The 16,380-nt window shown below is 64.7% G+C and carries 15 protein-coding genes; 3 read left to right on the top strand and 12 right to left on the bottom strand.

The window, feature by feature from the left end:
• Nucleotides 1-23 precede the first annotated feature (23 nt).
• Entirely contained in the window at nucleotides 24-788 is a 765-nt protein-coding gene (locus tag FRF71_RS11445; protein ID WP_147090778.1) for a cyclase family protein, read from the top strand.
• Here the strand turns inward: FRF71_RS11445 and FRF71_RS11440 are convergent.
• From FRF71_RS11440 to FRF71_RS11405, 8 genes are all read right to left on the bottom strand, one after another.
• Nucleotides 785-1,219 carry a DUF488 domain-containing protein gene (locus FRF71_RS11440; RefSeq protein ID WP_147090777.1) on the bottom strand — a complete coding sequence of 145 codons (435 nt, stop codon included), beginning with the start codon at nucleotides 1,217-1,219 and terminating at the stop codon, nucleotides 785-787. The two genes, FRF71_RS11445 and FRF71_RS11440, sit on opposite strands and share 4 nt — an antisense overlap.
• 20 nt (nucleotides 1,220-1,239) lie before the next feature.
• Nucleotides 1,240-3,258: an acetyl-CoA carboxylase biotin carboxylase subunit gene (locus tag FRF71_RS11435; protein WP_147090776.1), complete on the bottom strand. Its 2,019-nt coding sequence runs from the start codon at nucleotides 3,256-3,258 to the stop codon at nucleotides 1,240-1,242.
• An 11-nt stretch (nucleotides 3,259-3,269) separates the two neighbouring features.
• A complete protein-coding gene (gene scpA, locus FRF71_RS11430; protein ID WP_147090775.1) occupies nucleotides 3,270-5,393 on the bottom strand; it encodes a methylmalonyl-CoA mutase in 2,124 nt (707 codons plus the stop codon).
• A gap of 11 nt (nucleotides 5,394-5,404) precedes the next feature.
• Entirely contained in the window at nucleotides 5,405-6,016 is a 612-nt protein-coding gene (locus FRF71_RS11425) for a glutathione S-transferase family protein (RefSeq protein ID WP_147090774.1), read from the bottom strand.
• Nucleotides 6,016-6,813, bottom strand: coding sequence for an enoyl-CoA hydratase-related protein (locus FRF71_RS11420; protein WP_147090773.1), 798 nt, complete (start codon nucleotides 6,811-6,813; stop codon nucleotides 6,016-6,018). The genes FRF71_RS11425 and FRF71_RS11420 overlap by 1 nt, the downstream gene beginning before the upstream one ends.
• A gap of 101 nt (nucleotides 6,814-6,914) precedes the next feature.
• Nucleotides 6,915-7,367 carry a methylmalonyl-CoA epimerase gene (mce, locus tag FRF71_RS11415; RefSeq protein WP_147090772.1) on the bottom strand — a complete coding sequence of 151 codons (453 nt, stop codon included), beginning with the start codon at nucleotides 7,365-7,367 and terminating at the stop codon, nucleotides 6,915-6,917.
• A 9-nt stretch (nucleotides 7,368-7,376) separates the two neighbouring features.
• Nucleotides 7,377-7,601: a hypothetical protein gene (locus tag FRF71_RS11410; RefSeq protein WP_147090771.1), complete on the bottom strand. Its 225-nt coding sequence runs from the start codon at nucleotides 7,599-7,601 to the stop codon at nucleotides 7,377-7,379.
• Nucleotides 7,598-9,130 carry an acyl-CoA carboxylase subunit beta gene (locus FRF71_RS11405; protein ID WP_147090770.1) on the bottom strand — a complete coding sequence of 511 codons (1,533 nt, stop codon included), beginning with the start codon at nucleotides 9,128-9,130 and terminating at the stop codon, nucleotides 7,598-7,600. Before FRF71_RS11405 ends, FRF71_RS11410 begins: the two co-directional genes overlap by 4 nt.
• A 110-nt stretch (nucleotides 9,131-9,240) precedes the next feature.
• On the opposite strand from FRF71_RS11405, the gene FRF71_RS11400 reads away from it, so the two are divergent.
• Nucleotides 9,241-10,641, top strand: a complete 1,401-nt coding sequence (locus tag FRF71_RS11400) for a helix-turn-helix domain-containing protein (RefSeq protein ID WP_147090769.1) — start codon at nucleotides 9,241-9,243, stop codon at nucleotides 10,639-10,641.
• Here the strand turns inward: FRF71_RS11400 and FRF71_RS11395 are convergent.
• Genes FRF71_RS11395 through pgi form a run of 4 tightly spaced genes read right to left on the bottom strand, consistent with a single transcriptional unit; the run spans nucleotide 10,638 to nucleotide 15,346 of the window.
• Complete coding sequence (locus FRF71_RS11395; protein ID WP_147090768.1) at nucleotides 10,638-11,654, bottom strand: NAD-dependent epimerase/dehydratase family protein; 1,017 nt, start codon at nucleotides 11,652-11,654, stop codon at nucleotides 10,638-10,640. The genes FRF71_RS11400 and FRF71_RS11395 overlap by 4 nt on opposite strands.
• Before the next feature lie 12 nt (nucleotides 11,655-11,666).
• Entirely contained in the window at nucleotides 11,667-12,389 is a 723-nt protein-coding gene (locus tag FRF71_RS11390) for an SDR family oxidoreductase (protein WP_147090767.1), read from the bottom strand.
• Nucleotides 12,390-12,443: 54 nt separating this feature from the next.
• Entirely contained in the window at nucleotides 12,444-13,790 is a 1,347-nt protein-coding gene (gene gorA, locus FRF71_RS11385; protein ID WP_147090766.1) for a glutathione-disulfide reductase, read from the bottom strand.
• A 41-nt stretch (nucleotides 13,791-13,831) separates the two neighbouring features.
• A complete protein-coding gene (gene pgi, locus FRF71_RS11380) occupies nucleotides 13,832-15,346 on the bottom strand; it encodes a glucose-6-phosphate isomerase (RefSeq protein WP_147090765.1) in 1,515 nt (504 codons plus the stop codon).
• Between the two features lie 161 nt (nucleotides 15,347-15,507).
• Here pgi and lepB point away from each other — a divergent pair, with 161 nt between their 5' ends.
• A complete protein-coding gene (gene lepB, locus FRF71_RS11375; protein ID WP_147090764.1) occupies nucleotides 15,508-16,377 on the top strand; it encodes a signal peptidase I in 870 nt (289 codons plus the stop codon).
• The last annotated feature ends 3 nt before the right edge of the window (nucleotides 16,378-16,380 follow it).

Raw genomic sequence — 16,380 nt, 5'->3', positions numbered from 1 at the left:
AGCCGGTCAAGGCGGGGTGGACAATGCAATTCATCGATCTCTCGATTCCGATCACCAACCACGTGGTCTCCGACCCGCCGGTGATGCGGCCGCAGATCCACTACACCACGCATGAGACCAGCTGGGAACAGATCGCGCTGTTCTTTCCGGGCCTGCAGAAGGAAGACCTGCCCGATGGCGAAGGCTGGGCGGTGGAGACGCTGACACTCTCGACCCACAACGGCACCCACATGGACGCGCCGTGGCATTACCATTCCACCACCGACAGCGGTGCCCGCAAGGCCCCGAGCATTGACGAGGCGCCGCTTGACCGCTTCTTCCGCCCCGGCGTGAAGCTGGACTTCAGCGCCCTGCCCCACGGCACCGTCGTCAGCGCCGCCCAAGTCGAGGCAGAGCTGGCGCGGATCGGCTACACGCTCCAGCCGCTCGACATCGTGCTGGTCCAGTCGGGCGCAATCTATGGCACCGAGAACTTCACCGACCAGGGCGTCGGCCTCGGCGCCGAAGCGACACTCTGGCTGACCGAGCGCGGGGTCGAGGTGGTCGGCACCGATGCCTGGTCATGGGACGCCCCTTTCAGCCACACCGCCCGCCGCTGGGCGGAAAAGCGGGACCCGGCGATCATCTGGGAAGGCCACAAGGCTGGCCGCATCCGCCCCTATTGGCAGATCGAAAAGCTCACCAACCTCGCCGCCCTGCCCCCGCACGGCTTTACGCTAAGCTGCTTCCCGGTGAAGATCGAAGGCGCCAGCGCCGGGTGGATCCGGGCGGTGGCGCTGGTGGGCTAGGGGTAGAGATCGACCGCGTCGCAGTCCGCCAGCATAGCCTTGCGCAGCAAGGTGCGGTGACAGCAGCCAGGCTCTCGCTCATAGCAGAGCAGTGCCACGCGGCGTTCGCGGGCCAGGGCGGCGAGTTCAGCGCCGGCAGCGAGGGCTTCGGGCAGTTCGAGCTGGCCGGCATAGATCCGCTCCAGCTTTGGCAGATCCAGCGCTCGCGCCGCCGCCCGGCCATCGGCCGGCGTGCCAAGCGCGCGAAAGTGGCGGTATTCGATCCCTGCTTCAGCCAGATTTGCCGCCAGCGCGTTCTTGGAGAAGCCAGGCCTTCGTGACGCAGCTATCGCGCGGACATCGGCGAGGACCTCAATGCCCGCCCCTTGCAGGGCGGCAAGGAAGGCAGGCATCGCGGTTTGCTCGTAACCGATGGTCCAGACGGTGGGCATGGCGGTGAACGCCCGGCCCGCTACTCCAGTTCCAGGATCACCGCGTCGACCGCCAGGCTGTCCCCAGCCTTGGCATTGACCTTCTTCACAGTCGCGGACTTCTCGGCGCGGAGGATGTTCTCCATTTTCATCGCCTCGACCACGGCCAAGGGCTGGCCAGCCTCGACCTTGTCACCCTCATTGACATGGAGCGCAACCAGCAGCCCCGGCATCGGGCAGATCAGGAACTTGGAGAGGTCCGGCGGGACCTTCTCGATCATGTGCTTGGTCAGGTGGGCCACGCTGGCCGGCAGGATCTGCACCTTGTGGATCGCCCCGCGCGTGGTCATCACCAGGCCGGTGCGGCTCGGTTCAACCTTCACGCCATAGCTCATGTCACCCACCTCGGCTTCGACCAGCCGCTCGCCCGGTGTGTACTCCATGGCCAGATCGATCGCTTCGCCATCGACGGTGATCTCCTCGTCAAGGCTGACGGCATAAGCCTGTCCGCCGATCGTCACCGACCAGTCGTACGGCGGCTCCAGCTCGCCATCGAGCTGACCATCGATCTGGCGCGCGCGGTCGGCGCGGGCCGTGGCGATGAAGCCGGCGATGGCGGCAAGGTGCTTGGCGGTTTCGGCCGAGGTCGCCGCGCCGGTGAAGCCGTCGGGGTACTCCTCGGCAATGAAGCCGGTGGTCAGTTCGCCCGAGCGGAAGCGCGGATGCTGCATGATCGCCGAGACGAAATCGACGTTGTGACCCAGCCCTTCGAGCTGAAACCGGTCAAGCGCGGCGATCTGCAGATCTGCCGCCTCATCGCGGGTCTGGCCCCAGGTGATCAGCTTGGCGATCATCGGGTCATAGAACATCGAAACTTCGCCGCCTTCATAGACGCCGTCATCCACCCGCACGCCGCCCAGACCGCGGCGACCATTGGCCTCGCCATCATCCTCCCAGCCCGGCACCGGCGGCTGATAGCGCACCAGGCGCCCGGTCGAGGGCAGGAAGCCGCGATAGGGATCTTCGGCATAGACGCGGTTCTCGATCGCCCAGCCATCGATCTTGATGTCATCCTGGGTGAAGGCCAGCTTCTCGCCCGCGGCAACGCGGATCATCTGCTCGACAAGGTCAATCCCGGTGATGCATTCGGTGACCGGGTGCTCCACCTGCAGGCGGGTGTTCATTTCGAGGAAATAGAAGCTCTCCCCCGTCGGGTCCGCGCCCGAGACGATCAGCTCCACCGTACCCGCGCTGTAGTAACCGACAGCCCGCGCCAGGGCGACGCACTGCTCGCCCATCGCCTTGCGCATCTTCGGCGTGACGAAGGGCGATGGCGCTTCCTCCACCACCTTCTGGTGGCGGCGCTGGATGCTGCACTCACGCTCGTTGAGGTAGAGGATGTTGCCGTGCTGGTCGCCCAGAATCTGGATCTCGATGTGGCGCGGATTGAGGATGAACTTCTCGATAAACACGCGGTCATCGCCGAAGGAATTCAGGCCCTCGCGCTTCACCGCCTCGAAGCCTTCGCGCACGTCCTTTTCGTCATAGGCTAGGCGCATGCCCTTGCCGCCGCCGCCGGCGCTGGCCTTCATCATCACCGGATAGCCGATCTCGTTCGAGATCCGCACCGCGTGCTCGGTATCCTCGATCTCGCCGACGAAGCCGGGGACGACATTGACCCCCGCTTCCTTGGCGAGCTTCTTGGATTCGATCTTGTCCCCCATCGCCGCAATCGCGCCGACCGGCGGGCCGATAAAGGCGATCCCCTCGGCCTTGAGCTGCTCGGCAAAGCTGGTCCGCTCGGACAGGAAGCCATAGCCCGGATGAACCGCTTCGGCCCCGGTCTGTTTGCAGGCTGCGATGATCTTGTCCGCGATCAGATAACTTTGCGCGGCGGGCGACGGGCCGATGTGGACCGCTTCATCCGCCATCTGCACGAAGGGCGCGCGGGCATCGGCATCGGAATAGACCGCGACGGTCTGGATACCCATCCGGCGGGCGGTCTTGATCACCCGACAAGCGATTTCACCACGGTTGGCGATGAGGATTTTCTTGAACATCTTATCGTTCCTTAGGCCTCGAGAGGCGGCATATTGTGGCCAAGCAGGCGGAGCATGTCGGCAGCGCATTCGACGACGTTGGAGCCGGGGCCGTAGATCCCCTGCACTCCCGCTTCGCGCAGGAAGTCATAGTCCTGCGGCGGGATGACGCCGCCGGCGATGACCTTGATGTCGGGGCGTCCGGCGTCGCGGAGCAAGGTGATCAGCTGCGGAACCAGCGTCTTGTGCCCGGCGGCGAGCGAGGAGGCGCCGACGGCGTCGACATCCTTCTCCAGCGCCAGCGCCACGGTCTCTTCCGGCGTCTGGAACAGCGGGCCGGAGGTCACGTCAAAGCCCATGTCGGTAAACGCGCTGGCGATCACGTTGGCGCCGCGGTCGTGGCCGTCCTGGCCCATCTTGGCGACGAGCAAGCGCGGCTTGCGGCCCAGGCGGCGGGTAACCGCTTCGACCCCTTCCAGCACCTGGTTGTAGCGCGCGTCCTCGGCATAGGCGGGGCCATAGACCCCGGTCACCGGCACCGGCTGGGTGCCATAGCGGCCGAACACGCTTTCCATCGCATCGCTGATTTCGCCCAGTGTGGCGCGGTGGCGGGCGGCTTCGACGGCGAGTGCCAGCAGGTTTTCCCCGCCCTTTGCCCCGGCGGCCAGCGCGGCCAGCGCGGCCTGGCACTTGGCCTCATCCCGCGCGGCCTTGACCGCCTTGATCCGGGCGATCTGGGCATCGCGCACGGCGTGGTTGTCCACCTCCAGCGTGTCGAGCTGGTCTTCCTGCGCCAGCTTGTACTTGTTGACGCCGACGATCACGTCCTCGCCCCGGTCGATCCGCGCCTGCTTGGCGGCGGCGGCCTGTTCGATCCGCTGCTTGGGCATGCCAGAGGCGACCGCCTTGGTCATGCCGCCCAGCGCGCCTACTTCCTCGATCAGCTTCCAGGCCTCTTCCACCAGCGTCGAAGTCAGCGCCTCGACGTAATAGGACCCGCCGAGCGGATCGACGACCTTGGTGATCCCGCTTTCTTCGGCCAGCACGATCTGGGTGTTGCGCGCGATCCGGGCCGAGAAATCGGTCGGCAGGGCAATCGCCTCGTCGAGCGCATTGGTGTGGAGGCTTTGCGTGCCGCCCAGCACGGCTGCCATCGCTTCAATCGTGGTGCGGATGACGTTGTTGTAGGGGTCCTGCTCCTGCAGCGAGACGCCCGAAGTCTGGCAGTGCGTGCGCAGCATCTTGCTGCGTTCGTCCTTGGCGCCCAGCCCATCCATCACCCGGTGCCACAGCGTCCGCGCGGCGCGCAGCTTGGCGACTTCCATGAAGAAGTTCATGCCGATGCCGAAGAAGAAGCTGAGGCGGCCGGCGAACTTGTCAATGTCGAGCCCGGCGGCCATCGCGCGTTCGACGTACTCCTTGCCGTCAGCAATCGTGAAGGCCAGCTCCTGCACCGCCGTCGCCCCGGCTTCGTGCATGTGATAGCCCGAGATCGAGATCGAGTTGAACTTGGGCATTTCCGCCGAGGTATAGGCGATGATGTCCGAGACGATCCGCATGCTCGGCTCGGGCGGGTAGATATAGGTGTTGCGGACCATGAACTCCTTGAGGATGTCGTTCTGGATGGTTCCGTCGAGCAGGTTGCGGGCAACCCCCTGCTCTTCCCCGGCAACGATGAAGAAGGCTAGGATCGGGATCACCGCGCCGTTCATGGTCATCGAGACCGACATCTGATCGAGCGGGATGCCGTCGAACAGGATCTTCATGTCCTCGACGCTGTCGATCGCCACGCCGGCCTTGCCGACATCGCCGACCACGCGCGGGTGATCCGAGTCATAGCCGCGGTGCGTGGCAAGGTCGAAGGCGACCGAAAGCCCCTTCTGCCCGGCCACCAGGTTGCGGCGATAGAAGGCGTTCGATTCCTCGGCGGTCGAGAAGCCCGCATACTGGCGGATCGTCCAGGGACGTCCGGCATACATCGAGGCGCGCACGCCGCGGGTGAATGGCGCAAAGCCGGGCAGGCCCGGATCGCCAGCGTCCTCAGCCGTGTACAGCGGCTTGATCGCAAAGCCCTCGGGCGTGTTCCAGGTAAGGTCCTTGCCCTTCACTTCCTTGGCCGCTGCAGCCTGCCATTCGGTAACGGTCGGTTTCGTCATTGGTACACCATTCAAGCCGCGGCGCTGGGCCGGGCGGAAACGCGCGCGTGCCAGGCGCGCAGGGAGGGAAGATCGTCAGGGATCGGAATGCCGATGAAGCCAGCGAAGTCGATTGTGGTCAGCAGCAGGATATCGGCGATCGTGAAGTGATCGGCGGCGAGGAACTCGCGGCCTTCCAGCGAGACATCGAAGAAACGCATGGCATCATCGACGCGCGGGCGGTTCGCCTCGCCCCATTCGGCGTTGCGGCTGGGCAGGCGCGCAGTGAACGGGTGCGTGTGGACCCAGACCGCGCTGACCGGAGTGCCCAGCACCTGTTCGGCACGGCGGCTCCACATTTCGACCCGGGCCTGTTCCAGCGCCCCGGTGCCGAACAGCGGTGGCTGCGGGTGCAGCGCTTCGAGATAGCGGCAGATCGCGACGCTTTCGGCGATCACAGTGCCGTCATCGAGTTGCAGCGCGGGGATTTGGCCGCGCGGGTTGATCGCCAGGAATTCTTCGGACTTGTGCTCCCGAGCCGGAATCGAGAGATCGCGCATGGGCAGCGCGATCCCCTTCTCCGCCGCAAAGATGCGGACCCGGCGCGGGTTAGGCGCCGGGTTCGGGCTGTTGAAAAACAGCATCAGCGGCCCTTGAACTCGGCCTTGCGCTTCTGGAGGAAGGCCAGACCGCCCTCGCGCGCGTCGTCGCTGGCGCCGGCAATGCGCTGGCCTTCCGCTTCGGCCAGAAGCACCTGCGGCAGGGTGCCATCAAGCGCGGTCTGGATGTTGGCCTTCATGGTGGCATAGGACACGGTCGGCCCTTCGGACAGGCGGGTGGCGAGCGCCATTGCCTCGTCCATCAGCACGGCATCGTCGACTGCCTTGTAGATCAAGCCCCAGTCTTCGGCCTGCTCGGCGCTGATCTTTTCGCCCAGCATCATCATCCGGGTGGCGCGGGCGCGGCCGATGGCGCGGGCCAGCAGCCAGGTGCTGCCGCCGTCGGGCACCAGCCCGATGTTGACGAAGGCCTGGAGGAAATAGGCGCTCTTGCCGGCCAGCACGAAATCGCCAGCGAGGGCAATTGAGCAACCGACGCCGGCCGCGGCGCCATTGACCGCGGTCACCACCGGCACCGGCGCACGCAGGATCTGGCTGACCAGCGGGTTGTAGTGGTTCTGCAGCGCGCGGTGGCTGCCGCCCTTTTGCTGCAAGGCGCTCGCTTCGCCGCGGGCCGCCAGGTCGGCGCCCGAGCAAAAGCCCTTGCCCGCCCCGGTGATCACCACCGCGCGCGCATCGCCCAGGTCATAGAAGGCCGCGCCCAGCTCGTCCGCCAGCGGGATCGAAGCAGCATTGAGCCGCTCTGGCCGGTTGAGGGTGATCTTGAGCACATTGCCCACGCGCTCGGTCAGGATCGTTTCGTAGTCTGCCACCGTACTCATCCTCTCACTTGTCACCCCGGACTTGTTCCGGGGCGGTGCTATCATCCTTCACTGCCCCACAGGCAGCACTGGCCCGGAACAAGTCCGGGCTGACACGTGCTTCAATTCGACCAGTGCGTATCCTCGCTTGGCGTTTCCATGATTTCAGTCAGCACCCCGCCCATGTCCTTGGGGTGGATAAAGAAGATCAGCGTGCCGTGAGCCCCAATGCGCGGTTCGCCCAGCACGCGCTTGCCCATGGCCTCGAACTCGGCCTTGGCGGCGTGGATGTCGGGCACTTCGTAGCAGACGTGATGCTGGCCGCCGGCGGGGTTCTTGTCGAGAAAGCTCTGGATCGAGGTGTTGCCCGGCAGCGGCTCGATCAGTTCGATCTGCGTGCCGTTGAGCGCACCATCGGCGCCCGGCGTATCGACGAAGCAGACCTTCACGCCCTGGGATTCCAGATCGAACGGCTCATGAATCTTCGTCGCGCCCATGACGTCGCGGTAGAAGACGATGGAGTCCGCGATGGACGGTGTTGCCACGCCGATGTGGTTGAGGCGGCCTAGTTTCATTTCCGTGTCCTACCCTTTTACCGCATTCCAAAGCGACCCGACACCAACGACAACACAGATGGCCAGCGCCGAAACGTTTAACGTTACTCCGAACCAGTACCGCCCCGGCGACCACTCACGCTCTCCATACCAGCCATCAAAGAACGTAATCTTGTCCCTTAACGCAGCGCGCAACTCCCACGAAAAGCAGGCACTCGCGGCCATGAAAAACAAAGCGCCGACCCAGTTGATCATAGCGGAATATTGTCATGCTTCTTCCACGGGTTCTCGAGCTGCTTGTTGCGCAGCTTCCGCAGTCCCAGCGCGATCCGCCGCCTGGTATTCCGTGGGTGGATCACCTCGTCGATAAAGCCCTTGCTCGCTGCCACGAAGGGGTTGGCGAAGGCGTCTTCGTATTCCTTGGTGCGTTCGGCGATCTTGTCGGGATCGCCGATGTCCTGGCGGAAGATGATCTCCACCGCGCCCTTGGCGCCCATCACGGCGATTTCGCCGGTCGGCCACGAATAGTTGAGATCGCCGCGCAGATGCTTTGAGCTCATAACGCAATAAGCCCCGCCATAGGCCTTGCGGGTGATCACGGTGATCTTCGGCACGGTCGCCTCGGCATAGGCGAACAGCAGCTTGGCGCCGTGCTTGATGATCCCGCCGTACTCCTGCGCTGTGCCGGGCAGGAAGCCGGGCACATCGACAAAGGTCAGGATCGGGATTTCGAAGGCATCGCAGAACCGCACGAACCGCGCGGCCTTCTTGCTGGCGTTGATATCGAGCACGCCCGCCAGCACCATCGGCTGGTTGGCAACGACGCCGACGGTGCGCCCTTCGACCCGGCCGAAGCCGACGATGATGTTGGCGGCGTGGGTTGGCTGAATCTCGAAGAAATCGCCTTCGTCCAGCACCTTACGCACCACTTCGTGCATATCATAAGGCTGGTTGGCATTGGCCGGGATCAGCGTATCAAGGCTGTCCTCGATCCGGTCATAGGGATCGGTAGTGGGCCGCTCGGGCACGCCAACACGGTTGTTGGCCGGCAGGTAATCGATCAGGTCACGCGCGGTAAGCAGCGCCTCGATATCGTTTTCGAGGGCAAGATCGGCGACCGAGGTTTTGGTCGAATGCGTTACCGCCCCGCCGAGTTCCTCCTGCGTCACGATCTCGTTGGTCACGGTCTTGACCACATCAGGACCAGTGACGAACATGTAGGAGCTGTCCTTCACCATGAAGATGAAGTCGGTCATCGCGGGCGAATAGACCGCCCCGCCCGCGCAGGGCCCCATGATCAGCGACAGCTGCGGGACAACGCCGCTCGCCAGGACGTTGCGCTGGAAGATCTCGGTGTAGCCGCCGAGCGACGCCACACCTTCCTGGATGCGTGCCCCGCCACTGTCATTGAGGCCGATGACAGGCGCACCGACCTTCATCGCCATGTCCATCACCTTGCAGATCTTCATTGCATGGCGTTCCGACACGGCCCCGCCGAACACGGTGAAGTCCTGCGCATAAACGTAAACCAGACGGCCGTTGATCGTGCCGCTGCCAGTGACAACGCCGTCACCCGGAATGGTCTGTTCGGGCATGCCGAAATCGACGCAGTTGTGCTCGACATACATGTCGACTTCTTCGAACGAGCCTTCATCGAGCAGCACGGTCAGCCGCTCACGCGCGGTCAGCTTGCCCTTGGCATGCTGCGCATCGATGCGCTTTTGCCCCCCGCCCAGCCGGGCTGCGGCGCGGCGACGTTCCATTTCGGCGATGTTTGCGGACATGAAATCCCCGTTTCCCAATTCCAAGCCTGCGGGATGGAACGGCAAGACGGCAATGTCCAATGTGAATTTGCGAAGTTGCGAAGTGAGAGTTTGCAAACTACGACAGCACCATGACGCCGCGCCGCCTTTTCGCCGGAACCCGCCTGCGGGCCATCCGCGCCGAGCACCGCCTGAAGCAGGCCGAACTAGCCGCGCGGCTGGCGATCAGCACCTCCTACCTATCGCAATTGGAGAACGATGACCGCCCACTCACTCCAGCACTCATCGAACGCCTGAGCCGTGCCTTCCCGCTCGACTGGCGCGAGATTGGTGCCGGTGATGCCGAAACACGGCTGGCCGCCTTGCGCGAAGCCAATGCCGATCCGCTGTTTGCCGAACCCATGGATGCCGCGCAATTGGCCCGCTTTGCCGAACAGCAGCCGGCACTGGCCGAACGTTTCATTGCCCTGCACGAAGCCTACCGCCGATCCGGCCAGCGGCTGCAGATGGTAGACGAGGCACTGGCGGCCGAGGGCACCAGCGGCCCACGCCTGCCCTGGGAGGAAGTGCGCGACTGGTTCCACCTGGCGGGCAACTATGTCGACAGCCTCGACCGCGCGGCCGAGGCAATGGGCGAACGGCTGGGCACTCCCTCCCCCGATACCACCGCGATCGAAGGATACCTCAAGGGCGCGCTCTCGGTCTCGCTGATCTATTCGGGGCAAGCCGGACTGCGCTCTTACGATGCGCAAATGGGCCACCTGACGATCGACCCCGGCCAGCCTTCCGAAACCCGCCGCTTCCAGCTTGCTCACCAGCTTGCCGCGCTGGCGCTGAAGGATGAAATCGCTGCCGTGGTGGAAAGCGCCGAACTGCGCAGCACCGCCAGCCGCCAGCTCCTCTTCGTCGGCCTGTGCAATTACGCGGCGGGCGCATTGCTGATGCCCTATCGCCGCTTCCGCAGCGCCGCGCGCGCGGTGCGGCACGATATCGACCGGCTGGCGCAGCAGTTCGGCGTCAGTTTCGAACAGGCCTGCCACCGCCTCTCCACTCTCCAGCGCGAGGATGCGCGCGGGGTGCCATTCTTCTTCTGCCGGGTCGACATGGCCGGCAACATCACCAAGCGTCATTCGGCGACCCGCCTGCAATTCGCCCGGTTTGGCGGGGCCTGCCCGCTGTGGATCGTGCACGAGGCCGTGGCGATCCCCGACCGGATCCTGGTCCAGCTGGCCGAGACGCCCGACGGGGTGCGCTATGTCTCGATGGCCAAGGGGCTGGTGAAGCCCTCTGGCTCATACGACCGCGCCCCGCGCCGCTATGCCGTGGCGCTGGGCTGCGAGGCCGAGCACGCCAGCGAGTTCATCTACGCCGATGGCCTCGATCTGCGCTCCACCAGCGCGGCGGCGCGGATCGGCATTTCCTGCCGCATCTGCCCCCGCGCCGATTGCGACCAGCGCGCCTTCCCACCAAGCGACCGCGCAATCAGCGTCGATCCCGACCAGCGCGGGGTGGTACCGTACCGGGTCGGCTAGACCTTCACGATCCCCAGCCGGATCATGTCGCGAGCGGTATCGAGGATGCTTTCCTCAGGCGGACGCGGGTTCCAGCCGAGCTTGGTGCGGGCGTGGCTGATATCGGTATCGCGGACATTGCCGAGTTCGCCCAGCACCTGCCGCACTACCGGATCGAACCGCCCGACCAGCCGCATCAGCCAGTCGGGCAGCTTGCGCGTGGGCACCTTGCGCCCTTGCGGCCCCAGCCCTTCGCGCAGGATCGCGGCGACTTCGGCCATCATCAGGAACGGGCCGGAGCAGATGAAACGCTCGTTCGCCATGTCCGGCTGCTCCAGGCAGCGCACGTGCATATCGGCTACGTCGCGCACATCAACGACACCAAAGCCGAAATTCGGCAGGCCTGGCAACGAGCCTTCGAGCAGCTTCTTGATTGCCTCAAGCGAGGTCGAGAAATCGCCCGATTGCAGCGGTCCGAGCACCAGCGCGGGATTGACCGTCACGAACTCCATCTCCCCGCCCTCGGCCGCCACCCAGTCGCGTGCGGTGCGCTCGGCGATGGTCTTTGATTTGACGTAGGCATAGGCATCCGGGCTGTTCGGATCGGTCCAGTCGGCCTCGGTGAAGACCGACTTTGAACGGCCGTGGCCATAGGCGATCGCTGCCATCGAGCTGGTCATGACAAAACGCTTCACCCCCGCTGCCTTGGCGGCCTTGAGCGCGCGCAGGGCCCCGTCGCGGGCTGGCACAATCAGCTCGTCATCGGTCTTGGGGGCATTGCTGGGCAGCGGCGATGCGACGTGAGCCACATGGCTGCAGCCCGCCATCGCCTCAGTCCAGCCGGCGTCGCTCATCAGGTCAGCCGCGAAGAATTTGAGCTTGCTGTCATCGACCGCCAGGCTGGCGCGCACCGCGCTTTCCTTGGCGAGATCCCGGATCGAGGTGTGGACCATCCAGCCCCCTGCGACCAACTGACGGATGAGGAAGCCCGCGATATAGCCGCTGCCGCCCGAGACGAAGACCGTGCCTGCCATTGTCGTTACTCCCTAAAACCGGATCATGATCTTGCGCGCCAGCGCGGGTGAAATCGAGTTCACCAGCTGCAGCACCTTGACCATGCCGACGTTGGCCTCATCCGCATTGCCTTCCATTCCAGCCACGATCTGGCGGGCGCATTCATCCGGCGCCATCTTCTTGCTGCCGCGCCCGGCGGTCAGCTTGGTCTCCACCACCGGCGGCAAAGCCTCCAGCACGTGCACACCGGTGCCCTGCAACTGAAAGCGCAGCGCCTGCGAATAGGACCGCAGCGCCGCCTTGGTCGCGCAATAGACCGGTCCGCCCGCGCGCGGTGCAATGGCGAGGCCTGAGGTGACGTTGACGATCATCGCCTCCGGCCGCGCCTTCAGCACTGGCATAAGCCCCGCGATCAAGTGGATCGGGGCATTGAGGTTCAGGAAAATCGTCGCGTCAGAGGCCGCCAGATCGGGTGCCGCTTCGCGGAAGTCATGATCGACCCCGGCCCCGGCATTGTTGACCAGAACGTCGATCTGCCGGCCCGCAACGCCGGCGAGTACGGCCTCGACACCAGCTTGGGTGGAAAGGTCAGCCTCGATTACCTCAAACCCGGCAGCGCGGGTTGCGGCAACCCGCTCGGCATTACGGCCCTGGGTGATGACGGTCGCGCCCTTTTCCCGCAGCTGACGGATCAGCTGGGCGCCGATCCCGTCGGTCCCGCCGGTGACCAGGATGGTCTTGCCCGCAAGGTTCATGCAATTTCTCCCCGTGTTTTGCGGGGAGACTAGCGGTTAAGTTGCAAAACGCAACTAGCGCATCAACACCAGTTCTTCGGCCATGCTGGGGTGCAGTGCGACGGTATCGTCGAACTGCGCTTTGGTCAGACCAGCCTTCACGGCAATGGCTGCGGCCTGCAGAATTTCGGCCGAGTCCGGGCCGATCAGGTGCAGGCCGACCACGCGGTCAGTCGCGCCATCGACCAGCATCTTGTAAAGCGCACGCTCGGGCCGGTCGGCCAATACGTTCTTCATCGCCCGGAAGTCGCTGCGATAGACCTTGAGCTCGGGATAGAGCGCGCGGGCCTCGTCCTCGGTGGGGCCGACACCGGCAATCGGCGGGTTGCTGAACACCGCGGTCGGGATCGCGCTATAGTCGATCGTGCGCGGGTTGTTGCCAAAGACGGTATCGGCAAAGGCATGGCCCTCGCGGATCGCGACCGGGGTCAGCTGGACCCGGTTGGTCACGTCACCCACTGCATAGATCGAAGGCACATTGGTACGGTTGTACGCATCGACCACAACCGCGCCTTCGCCATCCAGCGCAATACCGGCAGCCTCAAGCCCCAGCCCCTTGGTATTGGGTACACGGCCAATCGCCCAGAGTACCAGATCGGTCTCGATCGGCCCGGCATCACCGCCATCGACCAGCAGGCTGCCATCAGCCTGGCGCGTTACCGCGCGGAACGGGAAGTTCAGGCGAACGTCGATGCCCTTGTGGCGGCTGATGTCGAGCAGCTTGCCGACAATCTCCTGATCGTAGGACCGGAGCATCTTGTCGCCACGCGTGGCCAGGGTCACCTCGACGCCGAGTTCGTTGAAGATTCCGGCAAACTCATTGGCGATGTAGCCAGCGCCCGCAATCACGGCGCGGCGCGGCAGAGCGGGCAGGTGGAACACCTCGTTCGAGGTTATGCCCAGTTCTGCCCCCGGGATTGGCGGCTGGCCCGGCCAGGCCCCGGTCGCGATCAGGATATTGGCGGCGGTGATGGTCCGCCCGCTGGCGAGTTGGACCATGTTCGGCCCGGCCACCACGGCACGTTCGCGGAACACCTCAACCTTCGCATTGCCCAGCGTCTGGCCATAGAGCCCTTCCAGCCGGTCAACTTCGGCCGCAACGTTGTCTCGCAGGGTCGGCCAGTCGAACGTTGCGCCACTGGTATCCCAGCCGAAGCGGCGGGCATCGGCCAGATCTTCGGCAAAGTGACTGCCATAGACCAGCAGCTTCTTGGGCACGCAGCCCCTGATCACACAGGTGCCGCCGACGCGAAATTCCTCGGCCACGGCCACCTTCGCGCCATGCGAGGCGGCGATCCGGCTGGCGCGCACGCCCCCCGATCCTGCGCCGATCACGAACAGGTCGTAGTCGAATTCTGCCATCGGAAACTCCCTTTGCGGCCCATATGGGACTGAAAGGCGGCCTAGGCTAGCCCCGCCTCGGCAAGCAGCGCGGTGGTGCTGGCATCGAACGCCGCGCCTTCGGTGCCAATCGACTTGGCAATTTCCTTGCCCAGCTCGACCCCGAACTGGTCAAAGGCGTTGATCTCCATCAGCACGGCATTGGCGAAGGTCCTGTGCTCATGAAAGGCGATCAACGCGCCGAGCGTGGCTGCATTGAGGTCCTCGCACAGGATCGTAGCCGAGGGGCGATCACCCGGATAGGCCCGTGCCGGATCGTCCGAGGTCTTGCCCGCCATCAGCGCTGCCCCCTGTGCAAAGCAATTGGCAAGCAGGTTGCGGTGATGTTCTGGCGAGAGTTCATCCCCCGCCGCGATGCAGGCGATGAAGTCGACCGGCACCACATGGGTCCCCTGGTGCAGCAGCTGGAACACGGCGTGCTGGGCATCAGTCCCCACCCCGCCCCAGGTAATCGGCGCCGTTGCTCCGTCGACCGGGCGGCCATCGGCCTTCACCGCCTTGCCGTTCGATTCCATCTCGAGCTGCTGGAGGTAGGACGGGAACAGCCGCAGCCGCTCATCATAGGCAAAAACCGCGCGGGTCTGGCAGCCGCGCAGGCGGGCATAGGTGAGGTCGGCAAAGGCGGCCCGCAGCGGCAGATTGTCGGCCCCGTCAGTCTCCAGGAAGTGCCGGTCCATGGCTGCGGCGCCATCGAGGAACTCGGCAAACTCGTCCCAGCCGAGCGCGAGTGCTATCGGGAAGCCGATCGAGGACCACAGCGAGTAGCGCCCGCCAACGCTCTCCCCGAAGGGCAGCACCCGGGTTTCATCCACGCCCCACTCGACCGCCTTGTCGGGGTATGCAGTCAGCGCAATCACCCGACCATAGGGATCATCGACCCCGTTCTCGCGCAGCCAGGCGAGCGCTGAGGCGGCGTTGGTCATGGTCTCGGTGGTGGTAAAGGTTTTCGAGGCCACAGCGATCAGCGTGGTCGCCGGATCGCACCTGGCAAAGGCCGCTTCCAGCGCGCAGCCATCGATATTGGCAACCACGTGGACGTCAACCACCGAGCCATCGCGGGTCAGTGCATCAAGTGCCAAGGCCGGGCCGAGCGCCGAACCGCCGATCCCGATGTGGATCAGGTGGCGTACTTCGCCCAGAGCGCCGCCATGGATCGCTGCGACCAGCCCGGCCATCCGGGCGTGGAGCGCCGCAGCTTCCTCAACGCTGCTGTCACGCCCGACGCCGCGCTGCGCGGCATGTTCCACCGCGCGGTCTTCGGTGACGTTGATCTTTTCACCCGCAAACATCGCGCCGCGCATCCGCCTAAAGCCAGTCGCCTCGGCCAGTGCGGTAAAACCAGCCAGGTGCGCGGCATCAAGATGGGTTTTCGACCAGTCAAAACGGATCGCCCCACCGGGCAGCTCAAGCCGTGAAGAGAGCACGTCGACCCGGCCCGGATCGGCGAACAATTGGGCCAGGCTCGGACGCGGCAGATCGTTCAGATTTGCCCAGGCTGCGGCGACGGCGTCGCTCATTTTTCGTACTCCTTCAAGTCGGCGCCCTAATGCCCGCCTGCACCCTTAAGGGAAAGAGCGATAAAAACGTATTCGGGCCAGGCCATTGCTGCTGACCTGCCCGTGCCGCGCGATGAAGCTAGCCCTTGACGCGCGCCGCCGGCGCTCCGATGGAAAGGATAATGAACGAACCGGTCGCCACTGCTGCACCCGAACCTGCCCCCAAAGCCCCTGCGGCAGCGCCGGAAAGTGCGCCTTCACAGCATCAGGCTCGCAAGGAAGACAGCTTCCTGATTTTCCTGCTCAAGCTGGTTGTGCTGGTTACGCTGTTCCGCAGCTTCGTCTTCTCGCCCTTCAATATTCCAAGCGAATCGATGCTGCCGCGGCTGGTGAACGGCGATTACCTGCTCGCCGCCAAGTGGCCCTATGGCTACTCGCGCTATTCGCTCCCCTTCGGCCTGCCCGTGCTGCCGGAGGAGCGCGTTCTTGCATCGCCGCCAGAACGCGGCGACGTGGTGATCTTCAAGCAGCCGCCGCTGAAAGAGCTGGACTATATCAAGCGCGTGATTGGCCTGCCCGGCGATCTGGTGCAGATGGTCGATGGCCAGCTATATCTCAACGGGGTGCCGGTACCGAAACAGCGGATCGCCGATTTCGAGATCGCGATTTCGCCCAACACCCAGTGCTATTCGCTCCAGTTCGTTGCCAAGCGCCCAGATGGAACGGATGTCTGCCGCTATCCGCGCTATCGCGAGACCCTACCCGGCGGGCGGTTTTACGAGGTGCTCGACCTGGGCACGCGCCAGATGGACAATACGGAGCCGGTGCTGGTGCCCCAAGGCCACCTGTTCCTGATGGGCGATAACCGCGACAATTCCGAAGACAGCCGCTTCCCGGCCGAACCCGGTCGGGGCATCGGTCTGGTGCCGATGGACAACCTGGTTGGCCGGGCCAGCGTTGTCATGTGGTCGACCGACGGCAGCGTCGAATGGTTCAAGCCCTGGACCTGGTTCAGCGCCGCACGTTGGGACCGCCTGGGCGGGACCTTTTGAGGC

The sequence above is a fragment of the Novosphingobium ginsenosidimutans genome, from assembly GCF_007954425.1.
In the GTDB taxonomy this organism is placed as follows: Bacteria; Pseudomonadota; Alphaproteobacteria; order Sphingomonadales; family Sphingomonadaceae; genus Novosphingobium; species Novosphingobium ginsenosidimutans.
This window is presented reverse-complemented; position numbering and strand designations above follow the sequence as displayed.